The organism is Rhizobium sp. R711, from assembly GCF_002211365.1.
Classification (GTDB): Bacteria; Pseudomonadota; Alphaproteobacteria; order Rhizobiales; family Rhizobiaceae; genus Rhizobium.
The window spans coordinates 160760-174763 of sequence record NZ_LOKZ01000004.1; the positions used below are offsets into that span (position 1 = coordinate 160760).

Genomic DNA, 14004 nt, shown 5'->3' on the forward strand with positions numbered 1-14004 from the left:
GGCGTCAGCCGATACAACGCTCCCATTGCTGACGGGTGATCGTATAGAGAACGTGGCGCTTCAGATGCGGATGAGTGTCTGGAATGCTGGGATGGTCGAAATCGCGATCGGGTTCATGATGCAGGCCAAGCCGGTGCATGACAGCGGTGGAGCGATGGTTGTCTGTCACCGCAAAAGAAACAATTTCGCTTGGATCGAACTGGGTGAAGCCGTGGCCTAGTGCTGCTGTTCCGGCTTCTGTCGCATAGCCCTTGCCCCAATGCCGCCTTACAAGACGCCAGCCGACTTCGATGGTGCCGGCGGGAAGAAACGGTTCGAGCTTGGGTTTCCAGAGGCCGCAAAAGCCGATCGGCTCATCGGTTTCCTTCAGAGCCATCGCGTAGAACCCGAGCCCTGTCGTTGCGATACTATCGCGGATGGTGTCCAGCATAGAATCCGCTTCGGCGCGATCGCGACGGAAAGCGAAAAATTCCATCACGTCGGGATCGGAATTGATTTCGTGGAAAAGCGACCGATCCTCTTCGGTCCAATTGCGCAAAATCAGGCGATCGGTCGTTAGGATCACTGTCATGGCGTTACGAAATCGGTTTTGCGGTAGCCCTGAATATAGAGCAGAGCGCTGAGATCGCCGTGATTGATCTGTATTTTGGCTTGCGCGGCAACGGTCGGCTTGGCGTGCAGCGCGACACCGGATCCGGCGAGTTGAAGCATTCCGAGATCGTTTGCGCCGTCGCCAACGGCAAGGGCGTCGTCTGGCGAAATGCCAAGCTTGTCTGAAATGTCGTTCAGCGCGTCAACCTTGGCTTGTTTGCCGAGGATAGGTTCAGATACGGAACCGGAGAGCACACCGTTCTCTGCCAGCAGAACGTTCGCGCGGTTCTCGTTGAAGCCGAGCGTTTTTGCGATGGGGCCGGTGAAGACGGTGAAGCCGCCGGAGACCAGCGCTGTATAATGTCCCTTGGACCTCATGGTGGCGATCAGTTCCGGGCCGCCTGGAGTCAATGTGATGCGCTTGGAAATGACCTCGTCGACGACCGAGATCGGCAGGCCCTTCAAGAGTGCGACACGCTCGCGCAGTGCCGGCTCGAAGGCGATCTCACCGTTCATGGCCCGAGCGGTAATTGCGGCGACTTTTTCCTTAAGGCCCACTTCGGCGGCAAGTTCGTCGATGCATTCCTGACCGATCATGGTGGAGTCCATATCCGCGATCAGAAGTTTTTTGCGGCGCGTCGCGGCATCCTGGACGACGAGGTCGATCGCAGCGCTGCCGATGACGGTGAGAATGTCGGCTCGCGCGACGTCCGCATCTGTCCCGTCCCTCAACGCGATATCGCAGGCGATTCCGTCAGCCAGCCAGTAGAGGCCGGAAGCTTTCACCGTATCGGCTGCCTGCTCGGCAATGACTGGCGTGAGAACAGGATTTGACGGATTGGCAACAAGCGTGGCAACGAGGGCCATGATGGAAAACCTTCTGAGCGCATTGAATGCGATCCTGATAACCGGGCCGACCGCCAGCGGCAAGTCCGCGCTCGCCGTCGAATTGGCAAAAGAGCACGGCGGGGTCGTCGTCAACGCCGACAGCATGCAGGTCTACGACACGCTGCGCGTGTTGACCGCGCGGCCATCTGAAGAGGATATGCAGGGCGTGCCGCATTGCCTCTACGGTCATGTCCCGGCAGGTCAGGCCTATTCGACAGGCGCATGGCTGCGCGATGTTGCGGATCTGCTGGAACGCCTTCATGCTGACCAGCGGAGGCCGATTTTCGTTGGCGGAACCGGCCTTTATTTCAAGGCGTTGACCGGCGGGCTTTCGGATATGCCCGCAATACCGGACGACGTGCGCAACAGCCTCCGCTCGCGCCTGCAGGATGAAGGGCCCGACGAACTTTATCGACAACTGCAAGAGCGCGATCCCGCGGTCGCCAGCAGTCTTCGCCCGCAGGACGGGCAGCGGATCGTAAGGGCGCTGGAGGTTATCGAAGCGACCGGCCGATCGATTGTCGATTTCCAGACACAAGCGGGGCCGGTGATCGTCGACCCCTCGATGGCCCGCAAGATCGTCGTCGAACCGGAGCGAGCCGTCCTTCACCAGCGGATCAACGGGCGATTTGAAAAGATGCTGGAGCAGGGGGCTGCGGACGAGGTGAAGGCGCTGCTCTCGCTTTCGCTGTCCCCTGATATGCCCGTGATGAAGGCGATCGGCGTCGCGCAGATCGCGGCGATGCTGAGGGGCGAGCTCACCCGCGACGAAGTTCTGGAGCGGGGTGCGGCCGCGACGCGGCAATATGCCAAGCGGCAGATGACCTGGTTTCGCAACCAGATGGACGAAAGCTGGGAGCGCCTGCCGTAGGCCGCGCGGCGCTATTCCTTGTTATTGAGGCTACTGAGCGGTTTTTTCAGTATGCTGTCACGCAGGGACATGCCGGGTTCGCGGCGAATGCTCCCTGCGACCGCTGGATTGTCGCCTTGTCCCGGTGCCGGTTCTCGACGGACTTCGCGCCTCAAAGCTTCCAGGCGACTGTCGATGGATGTTTCCGGTGCCGCGGCAGCTAGAGGTTCGCGCGGAGAGGCCGCTCCCGGCAGCATGTCCCGGCGATAGGGTTCGATCGGGGCAAGTGGCGGTGTTGTCGGTATGCGGGCAGCCATTGGCGTCGACGGGTAGGAAGGTGGTGCGACCGGCCCGTCGAAGTCGTCATAGTCGTCCTCGTCCTCATAGGGGCCACTGGGCGGCATCGCGGCGGAATAGCTTTGCTGGAACGCCGAAATATCGGGGCCGCTGACCGCGCGCATGCGCGTCACGATCTTGCGCAAGTCTACGTTGTCAGGATCCTCGTCGCTAACCTTCACGTTGGCGCCGTTTGCCTTCGGCAAGTAACGTTCCTCGACGCGCGAGAAGCGCATTCGCATCGGAACGCTGATCGCCTCACCGAAGGCGATCGCCTCGCCGTTGCCGATCGAAGAAATGAAACTCGTCGTCGAGATCGACGAATTTGGAATAGCCGAACGAATGATTTCCTGGTCGCGATCATTGGCAAGGCGCATGGCAAACAGCGTCGAGCACTGCGACAGGATCGTCTGATCGAGTTCGCCGGGGCGCTGGGTGATGATCCCCAGCGAGACGCCGTATTTGCGGCCTTCCTTGGCGATGCGGGCGATTGCCTGCCTCGTCGGGAAGAAGCCGAGATTGGGGTCCGAAGGGATATAGCGATGCGCTTCCTCGCAGACCACAAGCATGTGGATGGCGCCCTCGCTCCACAACGCGATTTCAAACGCCATGCGGCAGAGAACCGAGGCCACGGAGTTCACGACCTCGGACGGGATGCCGGATAGTTGGAAGGTGCAGATCGGCCGACTGTCGCCAGGAATACGGAAGATTTCCGCCACCGTCTCCATGATCGTGTCGCTGATCGTGTTATTGGAGAACATAAAGTGGTAGCGTGGATCGTTGATGGCAGCGAGAACGCGCATCTTCAGCGATCTCAGCAACGGTTTCTCGCTGCGGCCTTCAAGCCTGCCGATGCGTTCGTCGATAAGAGCGAGCAGATCGGCCATGCGGTAGGGCACAGGTGTGTCCGCCGTGATCGAACTCTTCTCCGTCGTGCGCCTGACAAGAGAACTATCGCTACCGCGGAAGGCGCGCTTCGCCTCCGGCAACAAGTCTCGCAGAATATCGACCTCTTCGGGAATGGGCGCCCGACCTCTGAAGACGACCTCCGCGAACTCCTCTAGCCTCATCAACCAGAACGGCAGATCGAGCGTGTCCGTGTCGACGACGACGGAGTGCTTCGGGAAGGCAGCGGCAAACTCGTTATGCGGGTCGAGAATCAGGACGCGCAGCTTCGGGTCGGCCTCGATCGCTTTATGCAGGAGGAGTGAGACGGCGGTCGACTTGCCGACGCCGGTTGAGCCGACGATCGCGAAATGCTTCGACAGCATTGAGGGGATGTGGATCGCGGCGTCGATGCTCTCGTCCTGGGTGAGCTTACCGATGACGGCCGTCGTTCCAGTGCCAGCATCATAGATCCGCATGAGGTCGCTTGCGCGAATGCGGTGGGCGATGGCGCCGAGATAGGGGTAGCGCGAGATGCCGGTCGAGAACTGCTCGCGACCATCCTCGTCGACGCGGACTTCGCCAAGCAGTTCGGTTTCGATCTGGAAGTAGTTGTCCTCGCCTTCACCCCAGCTGTGGCTGCCGGTGTTCATGGAGTAGACAAGGGCGACCACACGGTTTCGACCGACGCTGATCGAAATCAGCCTGCCGACCGACCACAGTTCTGCCAACTCGGTGCCGCCGGCTTCTGCGACGGCGGCGATAGTGGCGCGAGAACCGCTGCACGCAACAACGCGACCGAGAAACCGGTTGCCTGGGGTCTGGTCATCGCGGCGGTCATGCTCGCCTGCCTTGCCTGACGTGTGCAAGTCCTTATTCAGCAAAGGGCTACTCCCTGCGGTAGCAAGGGAGGATATCAGCGAACGTTTAAGAAAGTCTTTTTGCGACAGGCGCGCCATTCTCGCACATGCTCGGCCGGTAAGATGCCGCTCGATTTTTTATTGCGGCATGCGTTGACGATGCGAAATTTTCTGTCTATCACTTCGCCCCATGAAAATCGCAGCAGCTCTTATCGTGGTGGGAAGGCGCATGGGCAGGATGGTGTAACCATCCGGCGATAGCCACCCATGCGCTAGATGACAGGCTCCCCAGGGGCCTTTTTTTATGCCCGAAATTCGGGCTTCCGGACCACAAAACTCAAATCCCAGCAGTCAAAACGGAAAAGAAACATGACGGGCACGGACAATCAGGCAGCAGGCAATCGGATGACGGGAGCGGAGATCGTCCTCCAGGCGCTGAAGGACAACGGCGTCGAGCATATCTTCGGCTATCCGGGTGGCGCAGTGCTGCCGATCTACGACGAGATCTTCCAGCAGGACGATATCAAGCACATTCTCGTCCGCCACGAGCAGGGCGCCGGCCATGCGGCCGAAGGCTACGCCCGCTCCACCGGCAAGGTCGGTGTCATGCTCGTTACCTCCGGTCCAGGTGCGACGAATGCCGTCACGCCGCTGCAGGACGCATTGATGGACTCGATCCCGCTCGTCTGCCTGACCGGCCAGGTTCCGACTTCGCTGATCGGCTCGGATGCCTTCCAGGAGTGCGATACGGTGGGCATCACGCGCCCCTGCACCAAGCACAACTGGCTGGTCAAGGATGTCAATGATCTGGCCGCGATCATCCACGAGGCCTTCCGTATCGCGCAGTCCGGCCGTCCGGGTCCTGTTGTCGTCGATATTCCGAAGGACGTGCAGTTTGCGACCGGCACCTATACGCCGCCGTCGGCCCATGCGATCCAGAAGAGCTACCAGCCGAAGGTTCAGGGCGATCTTCACCAGATCCAGGCGGCCGTTGAACTGATGGCGAGCGCAAAGCGCCCGGTCATTTATAGCGGCGGCGGCGTTGTCAATTCCGGCCCCGAGGCCACCAAGCTGCTGCGCGAGCTGGTCGAGCTGACGGATTTCCCGATCACCTCGACGCTCATGGGCCTCGGCGCCTATCCGGCGTCAGGCAAGAACTGGTTGAAGATGCTCGGCATGCACGGCTCCTACGAGGCGAACATGGCGATGCATGACTGCGACGTCATGGTCTGCATAGGCGCCCGCTTCGACGACCGCATCACCGGCCGCATCAATGCCTTCTCGCCGAACTCGAAGAAGATCCATATCGACATCGACCCGTCCTCGATCAACAAGAACGTTCGCGTCGATCTCGGCATCCGCGGCGATGTTGGAAGCGTTCTTGAAGACATGGTCCGCTTGTGGCGGGCTCTGCCGAAGAAGCCGGAGAAGAGCCAGACCGCCGATTGGTGGGCCGATATCGCCCGCTGGCGTGCGCGCAACTCCTTCGCCTATACCAAGAGCAACGACGTCATCATGCCGCAGTACGCGCTGGAACGCCTCTATGCGCTGACGAAGGATCGCGACACCTACATCACGACCGAAGTCGGCCAGCACCAGATGTGGGCAGCGCAATTCTACGGCTTCGAGAAGCCGAACCGTTGGATGACCTCGGGCGGCCTCGGCACCATGGGCTACGGCCTGCCGGCAGCGCTCGGCGTGCAGATCGCGCATCCCGAAAGCCTCGTCATCGACATCGCCGGCGATGCCTCGATCCAGATGTGCATTCAGGAAATGTCGACGGCGATCCAGTACGAAGCGCCGATCAAGATCTTCATCATGAACAACCAGTACATGGGCATGGTTCGCCAGTGGCAGCAGCTGCTGCATGGCAACCGTCTGTCCAACTCCTATACGGAGGCGATGCCTGACTTCGTCAAGCTCGCCGAAGCCTATGGTGCCGTTGGTCTGCGTTGCGACAAGCCTGATGATCTGGACGGCGCAATCCAGGAAATGATCGACGTGAGGAAGCCGGTCATTTTCGATTGCCGCGTCGCCAATCTCGCCAACTGCTTCCCGATGATCCCCTCGGGCAAGGCTCACAACGAGATGCTGCTGCCGGATGAAGCCACGGACGAGGCGGTCGCCAATGCGATCGACGCCAAGGGCCGGCAGCTCGTTTGATATCAAGGTAGAGGAAACCCACGATCATGAACGCACATCTTCAGCCGACGGGCTCTGCCTACTTCATCTCGCCCGAGACGGCGGCGGCCGAGAGCCATACGCTTTCGGTCCTCGTTGACAACGAGCCGGGCGTCCTTGCCCGCGTCATCGGCCTGTTCTCCGGCCGCGGCTACAACATCGAGAGCCTGACCGTCTCCGAGACAGAGCATCAGGCGCATCTGTCGCGAATTACCATCGTGACGCGTGGTACGCCGCATGTCCTCGAACAGATCAAGGCGCAGCTTGAGCGCATCGTTCCGGTTCATCGGGTGGTTGATCTGACGGTACGCGCCCGCGAACTCGGTCAGGAACGTCCGATCGAGCGCGAAGTGGCGCTTGTCAAGGTCGTCGGCACTGGCGAGACCCGCGCCGAGACGCTTCGGCTCGCGGATGCCTTCCATGCGAAGGTCGTCGACGCGACGGTCGATCACTTTATCCTGGAGATCACGGGCAAGTCCTCGAAGATCGACCAGTTCGTTTCGATCATGAAGCCGCTTGGCCTGATCGAGGTCTGCCGTACCGGTATCGCCGCGATGAACCGCGGCCAGCAGGGCATGTAAGTCGCCAGTCAGTGACACTTTAGGCCGCTGGGGATCAGACCATCTCCAGTGGCTTCTTTCTTGCCGGTGGTGGGAAGGCGGCGTCCAGCACGGCCCAATCTCCATCGGTAATGTCGAGCGAGACGGCGTCCCGGTTTTCGGCGGCGCGAGTTGCGCTCGACGTCTTCGGGATGACGATCACACCGTCGCGTTCCAGCAGGAAAGCAAGCGCCACTTGCGCTGGCGTCGCCTGATAGGCCTTGGCGATGCGGATCAGCTCCGGATGATGCAGGATGCGTCCCTGCTCAATCGGCGAATAGGCCATGATCGGGATCCGACGTTCCTGACACCAGGGTAGCAGATCGTATTCAACGCCACGCCGCGACAGGTTGTAGAGAACCTGGTTGGCGGCGACATTGCGTCCCCCGGGGACCGTCAGCAGTTCCTCCATGTCAACAGTATCGAAGTTGGAAACGCCCCAGGCGCCGATCTTGCCGGATGCCTTCAGTGCTTCGAAGGCTTCGACGGTGTCAGCGAGCGGGTGGTCGCCGCGCCAATGCAGCAGGTAGAGGTCGAGGTGGTCGGTGCCGAGGCGCGATAGGCTGCGTTCGCAGGCTTCAATCGTTCCGTTCCGGCTGGCGTTCCAGGGGTAGACCTTGCTGACGAGAAAGACCTCATCCCGTCGCCCTCGGATCGCTTCGCCGACAATCTTCTCCGCTCCACCTTCTGCATACATTTCCGCAGTATCGATCAACGTCATGCCGAGATCGAGGCCCGCGCGCAGGCTTTCTATTTCCCGCTTCGCCTCGATGGAATTCTCGCCCATGTTCCAGGTGCCCTGGCCGAGGGCGGGGACCTCTGCACCATTCGGAAAGCTCATGGTTGGGATCGCGTCATCTCGCATGGTCATCATTCCGGGTTTCGAAAGAGATTGGATGGCCCGGCAATCTTTCACCAATCCTGTCACCATGACAATGATTGCGTGGAATGGCGGATTTAGGTCAGTTATATTGACCTAAATCAATTGAGCTCGCCCAAGCAATCGCGGGCCTCTGGGGGGTCTCATGCCGCTGGATACATTCCTGGCACTCGTCCTGTTTGCCTTTACCACATCGATAACACCCGGCCCTAACAACATGATGCTCTTCGCATCGGGCGTGAATTTCGGCTTCCGCCGCACCGTTCCGCATATGTTGGGCATCGGGGCAGGATTCTTCTTGCTGCTAATCGGCGTCGGGTTCGGACTGGGCGCGCTGCTTCATGCGGTGCCAGTTGTTTACACGGCGCTGAAGTTTGCTGGTGGGGCCTACCTTGCCTGGATCGCCTGGAAGATCGCGACATCGCGTACTCTCGGTGAAGGCAAAAGCGGCGCGAAGCCGATGTCGTTCCTGTCGGCGGCGGCCTTCCAGTGGGTTAATCCGAAGGCATGGGTCATGGCGGTGACCGCAATGGCGACCTACACCATCCCCGACATCTACCTGGCGAGTGTCCTGATCGTCGGAGGCGCCTTCGCGCTTGTCAATGTGCCGAGTGTGTCGACCTGGGCCGGGTTTGGCTCCGCACTACGCGATTGGTTGTCGGATCCTGCACGGCTCAAATGGTTCAACATCACCATGGCTGTGTTGTTGGTCCTCAGCCTCTGGCCGATGCTAAAATAGCGCGATCGTCGGTTTGTTGACCATCAGCCACAGGATGCCGATAACTGCGAAAAATGCGGGAAATCCAAAAGCAAACCAGATGCGATAGAGCCGGAAATAGTCGGTGGGCAATTCCGTGCGTGACATGGCGGTCGCGCGGGCGAGGTTTCGCATACGAATCTGGATACCGACGACCGGCAACCAGAAAAGACCGGTAAAAACGTAGAGCAGCAGCGAGAGGGCGATCCAGCCCTCTGTCAGTTCCCAGCCGATCTGTCTCGCTAGCATATAGCCTGTTACCGGCTGGAAAATTGCAGCCGTCGCCGTAAACAACGTATCAGCGATGACGACGGTCCCTGCGACATGAGCGATCAGCTTCGGATCCCGTGTCCTGTGGGCGAGCACCATGAAGAAAGCGATCCCGGCGCCCGTGCCGAACAGAACTGTCGCGCCGATCACGTGTGCCAGCAGCAGCAATTGTTCGAGCATCATCTCTCATCCAGGATCGCGAGGGCGGTCAATGTCAGCACCAGCGACGGCAGCACTTTCACCAAGGGGCCAAGCGGATCGAGCCACAGAGAGGGTTCGATGATTGTGGCACCGGCAAGATAACTCAGCGAGACCAATATCATGCCCTGCATAGCTCTCCGGGCGAATGGCCGGACGAGCACGGCCGCACCGAGCATCACATCGATCAGGCAGGTGAAGACGGTAAGCGACGTGGCCGGGCCTTCCCGCAGCAGGGGGTGGAAATGCGTGACGACACGTTGAATTTCGAGGAGCGGCAGAACGCCCGACAGCAGCCAGAAGCTCGACAGTGCCGCAATCATCAGCGGCTTCAGGAGATAGAGCCTGGCAAACCAAAGATCCTGCACCCCGGCCGGGTTCGTGTGCAGCGTGTCCTGCGCCGACGCGGCCGCGATGCCTAGGTTACTGCCGGCGTTTGGCTGAACGCCTTCCGCCATGACGGCCATGGCCGTGGAACGCAAGGGTGATCGCCATCCAAGGTGACCGGCGGCATCCGCAAGGCAGGTGACAGGTCGGGCAACGATGTCCGGCAGGGAAACCACGTCTGCATGCGGCAAACCCAGCCATTGCCGGTGGAGGGTAACGAGTTTGACGAGCGTCAATTGCTCTGTCGATGCAAGATCCGCGTCAGTACACGATCCGAGCTGTCCCATGACAGCGTTGCTTACGGCCGCCGCAACGTCGTCAAGCGCGACTGTTGCAACCGGACTTGTTGCATGGACCAAGGGGATGCCGAAGGGCAGGGCCGCGAGCGCACGCAGCAGGGCCGAACCGCCATGGCTATTGCGGCCGAGGACGAGGGCAGGGCGCAGGATTGCGTAAGGCAGGCCACTTGCCGCGAGCGCTTCGTCAGCGTGACGTTTCGTCGCCAGGAATGGCAGGTCGGCAGCGGCGCCATTCGTTCGTGCTGATATCTGCACTATGAGAGGGCGCGTTTCTTGTGCAGCCGCGTACAGCGCTTGCATCGCCTTGGATTGCGTCGCCGCCAGGTCGTCGGAGAGACCGTCCTGCAGGGCGCCGGCGCAATTGACGACCGCGCCATAGCCTCCAATGACCGCACTCCAGTCTTCGGCGTGCAGCATTTTTGACAGATCGGCTGCGATCCATTTGATATCAGGGAATTTTAGATGAGCGCGCGACGGGTTGCGGCCGAGGCCAGTCACACTATGCCCGTCAGCCAGCAGGCGAGATGCTACCGCCGAGCCGATAAAGCCTGTCGCGCCGAGAATCAGGATGTTCATGGCACCGAACTTAACCGAAAAGTTGCATCTGGAAGAGGTCTTGGCGTGACACGCGCGAGAGCCTAAAGATACCCGCAGATTGGCGGAGATTATTTCGTGCACCACGACGATCACCAGCATGACCATGACCATGATCACGATAACCACTACACCGACATGCAGGCGCGAGTGAGGGCGCTGGAGACGGTCCTGACGGAGAAGGGGCTGATCGATCCGGCGGCGATCGACGCGATCGTGGAGACCTACGAGACCAAGGTCGGTCCGCGCAATGGCGCGCGCGTCGTCGCCAGAGCCTGGAGCGATCCCACTTTTGCGGACTGGCTGCGGCGCGATGCGACGGCTGCGATCGCGAGCCTCGGCTATACGGGCCGTCAGGGGGAACACATGCGCGCTGTGTTCAACACTGAGGATACGCACAATCTCGTCGTCTGCACTCTTTGCTCCTGTTACCCCTGGTCGGTGCTCGGCCTGCCGCCGGTCTGGTACAAGGCACCGGCCTATCGCTCGCGGGCGGTTATCGACCCGCGCGGCGTGCTGGCCGAGTTCGGCGTGACACTGCCTGACGGCAAGAAGATCCGCGTCTGGGATTCGACGGCAGAACTGCGATATCTCGTCATTCCTGAGCGGCCGGAAGGCACAGATGGGTGGAGCGAGGACCAGCTTGCCGATCTCGTCAGCCGTGACGCGATGATCGGAACGGGTGTTGCGACTGTGCCGGGAGATGCGTCATGAACGGTCCGCACGATCTTGGCGGTCTGATGGGGTTTGGCCCCGTCGCGCCCGAAAAGGACGAGCCGTATTTCCATGCGGAGTGGGAGAAGCGTGCGCTCGGTCTTACGCTTTCCAGCGGTGCGCTTGGCGCCTGGAATATCGATGAGAGCCGGCATGCGCGCGAGAACATTCCGCCGGCGAATTATCTTGGCGCGAGCTATTATGAGATCTGGACGCGGGCGCTGGAGGTCCTCCTGCAGCGCCACGGCTTCGTGACAGCTGACGAGATCGATGCCGGCCACAAGCAAACGGACGGAGCTGCGCCCAAGCGTGTCCTGAAGGCCGACATGGTGGCGGGTGTGCTCGCCAAGGGCGGTCCTTGCGACCGACCTGTCGCGACGCCACCCCGCTTTGCAGCCGGGGACAGGGTTCGAACCATAAATTTCAATCCGACGACACACACGCGGCTGCCCCGCTACGCTCGTTCAAAAGCCGGCGTCGTCGAGGCCGTTCAGGGCTCCTTCGTCTTTCCTGACGACAATGCGCATGGAAAGGGCGAAAATCCGCAATGGGTCTATACGGTCGTGTTCGATGGCAGCGAGATCTGGGGCGAGGGTGCGGACCCGACGCTCAGCGTTTCGATCGATGCGTGGGAGAGCTATCTTGAGTCAGTGTGAGACGCGTTCACCGCTCGCGCAATCGCCGCAACTGCCGAAGTCGTCCGATGGCGAGCCGGTTTTTCCGGAGCCTTGGGCTGCGGAAGCCTTCGCCATGACCGTGCACCTGCACGAGCGAGGCCTGTTCACCTGGAGCGAATGGGCGGAGACCCTGTCTCGGGAGTTGCACGAGCCCGGCCGCGCCGAAGACGGCGGTGACTATTTCGATTGCTGGGTGGCGGCCCTTTCGGCGATTCTCGTCAAACATGGCGTCGCTGATGCCGACATCATCCTCGATCTGCAGAAAAGCTGGCAGCGGGCGGCAGAGGCGACGCCGCACGGTAAGCCAATCGAGCTTGCCAACGATCCGCTGCGCTGACACTCAGGACGGAAACTGCCTGTAGCATTCCTCCGCCACTTTTCTCAGTACATCGCGTGAGACCTCGCCGGTCACTGCGTAGCCGAGTTCGCCGTCGATCCAATAGAAGGTTTCGACATTGCCGGACGAGGCGAACCGGAAACTGGTCGATCCGTTATTCGCGTTGCGGCCGACCAGGACTGTCAGGCGTTCGCCGGCCTGATCCTCGTACATGAACATCGCGCCCGGCCTGCCGTCGACGGGCAACAGGCGTCCCCCGACCAGCTTGAAGGCGAGCTCCTGCAGGTTCGGAACCCGGAGGTTCTGGATGGCGAGCCGCTTGCCGAGCCAGGTCGCCAAATGGGCTTCCTCGTCGGCAAAGACCTCGACGGGATGGCGGACTTCACCGGCGTAAATCAGGAAGGCGTTGCGGGCTTCGTTGGGAAGTGTTTCGAGTTCCGTCAGTTGCAAATCCGGCTTTTCAAACAGCGTCGAGCCGTAATAGCCGCTCACCGCGCCAAGACCGAAAACCACTATGACCACGGCCGCCGCCGCCAGGCGCTTCGGCCAGTTTGCAGGTTGTCTGCTGCCGGTGACAAGCGCTGCGTCACCGTCCGCGGATCTTTCATAAGGTGCAAAGAGCGATCGGATCTCGGCATTTTGCATGGACCATTCCGCCACCTTGGCGGCATCATCCGGATTGTCATTGAGCCATGCCTCGATGCGCGCGCGTGCCTGCTCGGGAAGCTGTCCGTCGGCATAGGCATGAAGATCCGCTTCGGTCACGGTCTGGTTGATCTCGTTCATTTCGGTCTCCGAAGCGTAATGACATTGTCAGCCTTCATGCGCTCTCCTATCCGTTGGCGTGCGCGTGACAGGCGCGACATAACCGTGCCGATCGGGATGTCGAGGGCGGTGGCGACCTCCTGATAGGTATAGCCTTCGACGACGACCAGCATCAGCACCGAACGACTTTGCTCCGAAAGGCTGTTCAGCGCGTCCTCCAGACGCGAATGCTCCAGCGGATCGGGGGGCGGATCCATCGACACGATGTCCTCAGAGCTGACGAGTTCCACGAACGGCGCGCGACCCGTCTGGCGGCGGCCATTGCGATAGAGGTTCGTCATGATCGTCAGCACCCAGCCGCGCAGATTCAAACCCCGCCATTGTCCGCGACGAGCCAGCACCTTCTCGACGCAGTCCTGCAGCAAATCCTCCCCATCCGCGTCGGAGCGGGTGAGGCTGCGAGAGTAGCGTCTCAACGAAGGAAGGAGGGCCAGGATCTTGCCCTCGAAGCTATCTTGCCCTGGTGTCTTCAAATCGGTTCGCTCACGGCTTGACGAGATCCCAGTTGCCGCCGACGCCGTCACCGGTGATATCGCCCATCGTCTTGTCCTTGACCCAGAAATAGAGCGGCATGCCGTCCTTGGCCCACTGCTTGGTGCCGTCCTTCCGTTCGACAATCGAGTATGCCCCCTCTGGCTTCGCGCCGCTAGCGGCCTTCAGCGGCGGCCAATTCTTGGCGCAATCGTCGTAGCAATTGGAAACGCCCATCTTGTCCTTCTTGAAAGTGTAAAGAGTCATGCCGTTGTCGCCGGCGAGAACGTCGCCCTTGCTGGATTTTACGGCCTTGACCGGCGGGGCCGCAAAAGCGGACGTCGCGGCGGCGGATGCAATGACAAAGGCGATCAGGATCTTTACGGATTTCATGGGCTCTCTCCT

Annotated in this window: 16 protein-coding genes; 7 read left to right on the plus strand and 9 right to left on the minus strand. The window is 60.7% G+C overall.

The genetic code is table 11. The features are described from left to right. Positions 1-4: 4 nt before the first annotated feature. Both ATY80_RS08540 and serB read right to left on the minus strand, forming a co-directional pair. Positions 5-571 (minus strand): GNAT family N-acetyltransferase, encoded by a 567-nt coding sequence (locus ATY80_RS08540; protein ID WP_088692006.1) that lies wholly within the window; start codon positions 569-571, stop codon positions 5-7. Beyond that, positions 568-1458: a phosphoserine phosphatase SerB gene (serB, locus tag ATY80_RS08545; RefSeq protein WP_088692007.1), complete on the minus strand. Its 891-nt coding sequence runs from the start codon at positions 1456-1458 to the stop codon at positions 568-570. Before serB ends, ATY80_RS08540 begins: the two co-directional genes overlap by 4 nt. Position 1459: 1 nt before the next feature. On the opposite strand from serB, the gene miaA reads away from it, so the two are divergent. Further along, positions 1460-2350, plus strand: coding sequence for a tRNA (adenosine(37)-N6)-dimethylallyltransferase MiaA (gene miaA, locus ATY80_RS08550; RefSeq protein WP_189637109.1), 891 nt, complete (start codon positions 1460-1462; stop codon positions 2348-2350). An 11-nt stretch (positions 2351-2361) separates the two neighbouring features. Here the strand turns inward: miaA and ATY80_RS08555 are convergent, their stop codons facing one another. Next, the gene (locus ATY80_RS08555; RefSeq protein WP_088692009.1) at positions 2362-4434 is read right to left on the minus strand and encodes an ATP-binding protein; all 2073 of its coding nucleotides are present in this window, start codon (positions 4432-4434) and stop codon (positions 2362-2364) included. A gap of 345 nt (positions 4435-4779) precedes the next feature. Between ATY80_RS08555 and ATY80_RS08560 the strand changes: the two genes are divergently transcribed. Continuing rightward, entirely contained in the window at positions 4780-6573 is a 1794-nt protein-coding gene (locus ATY80_RS08560) for an acetolactate synthase 3 large subunit (RefSeq protein ID WP_088692010.1), read from the plus strand. 26 nt (positions 6574-6599) lie between these two features. After that, positions 6600-7172: an acetolactate synthase small subunit gene (ilvN, locus tag ATY80_RS08565; protein ID WP_016554457.1), complete on the plus strand. Its 573-nt coding sequence runs from the start codon at positions 6600-6602 to the stop codon at positions 7170-7172. A gap of 34 nt (positions 7173-7206) precedes the next feature. Here ilvN and ATY80_RS08570 read toward each other — a convergent pair whose 3' ends face one another. Continuing rightward, positions 7207-8055 (minus strand): aldo/keto reductase, encoded by an 849-nt coding sequence (locus ATY80_RS08570; RefSeq protein WP_088692063.1) that lies wholly within the window; start codon positions 8053-8055, stop codon positions 7207-7209. A 160-nt stretch (positions 8056-8215) separates the two neighbouring features. On the opposite strand from ATY80_RS08570, the gene ATY80_RS08575 reads away from it, so the two are divergent. Then, the gene (locus ATY80_RS08575; protein ID WP_088692011.1) at positions 8216-8809 is read left to right on the plus strand and encodes a LysE family translocator; all 594 of its coding nucleotides are present in this window, start codon (positions 8216-8218) and stop codon (positions 8807-8809) included. On the opposite strand, the gene ATY80_RS08580 is transcribed toward ATY80_RS08575, so the two are convergent. Together ATY80_RS08580 and ATY80_RS08585 are read right to left on the minus strand one after the other, a co-directional pair. Beyond that, positions 8801-9277: a DUF2269 domain-containing protein gene (locus tag ATY80_RS08580; protein ID WP_088692012.1), complete on the minus strand. Its 477-nt coding sequence runs from the start codon at positions 9275-9277 to the stop codon at positions 8801-8803. The two genes, ATY80_RS08575 and ATY80_RS08580, sit on opposite strands and share 9 nt — an antisense overlap. Further along, positions 9277-10557, minus strand: a complete 1281-nt coding sequence (locus ATY80_RS08585) for an SDR family oxidoreductase (RefSeq protein WP_088692013.1) — start codon at positions 10555-10557, stop codon at positions 9277-9279. Before ATY80_RS08585 ends, ATY80_RS08580 begins: the two co-directional genes overlap by 1 nt. 96 nt (positions 10558-10653) lie before the next feature. Here ATY80_RS08585 and nthA point away from each other — a divergent pair, with 96 nt between their 5' ends. The 3 genes from nthA to ATY80_RS08600 are packed head-to-tail and all read left to right on the plus strand — an operon-like array spanning position 10654 to position 12303. Further along, positions 10654-11289 (plus strand): nitrile hydratase subunit alpha, encoded by a 636-nt coding sequence (gene nthA / locus ATY80_RS08590; protein ID WP_088692014.1) that lies wholly within the window; start codon positions 10654-10656, stop codon positions 11287-11289. Further along, a complete protein-coding gene (nthB, locus tag ATY80_RS08595) occupies positions 11286-11945 on the plus strand; it encodes a nitrile hydratase subunit beta (protein ID WP_088692015.1) in 660 nt (219 codons plus the stop codon). The genes nthA and nthB overlap by 4 nt, the downstream gene beginning before the upstream one ends. Next, on the plus strand, positions 11932-12303 hold the full coding sequence (locus ATY80_RS08600) for a nitrile hydratase accessory protein (RefSeq protein ID WP_088692016.1): 372 nt from the start codon (positions 11932-11934) through the stop codon (positions 12301-12303). Before nthB ends, ATY80_RS08600 begins: the two co-directional genes overlap by 14 nt. A gap of 3 nt (positions 12304-12306) precedes the next feature. On the opposite strand, the gene ATY80_RS08605 is transcribed toward ATY80_RS08600, so the two are convergent. The 3 genes from ATY80_RS08605 to ATY80_RS08615 are packed head-to-tail and all read right to left on the minus strand — an operon-like array spanning position 12307 to position 13992. After that, a complete protein-coding gene (locus tag ATY80_RS08605) occupies positions 12307-13089 on the minus strand; it encodes an anti-sigma factor (protein ID WP_088692017.1) in 783 nt (260 codons plus the stop codon). Beyond that, positions 13086-13601, minus strand: coding sequence for an RNA polymerase sigma factor (locus ATY80_RS08610; protein ID WP_088692018.1), 516 nt, complete (start codon positions 13599-13601; stop codon positions 13086-13088). The genes ATY80_RS08605 and ATY80_RS08610 overlap by 4 nt, the downstream gene beginning before the upstream one ends. Positions 13602-13611: 10 nt before the next feature. Further along, positions 13612-13992: a hypothetical protein gene (locus ATY80_RS08615; RefSeq protein WP_088692019.1), complete on the minus strand. Its 381-nt coding sequence runs from the start codon at positions 13990-13992 to the stop codon at positions 13612-13614. Between the last annotated feature and the right edge of the window lie 12 nt (positions 13993-14004).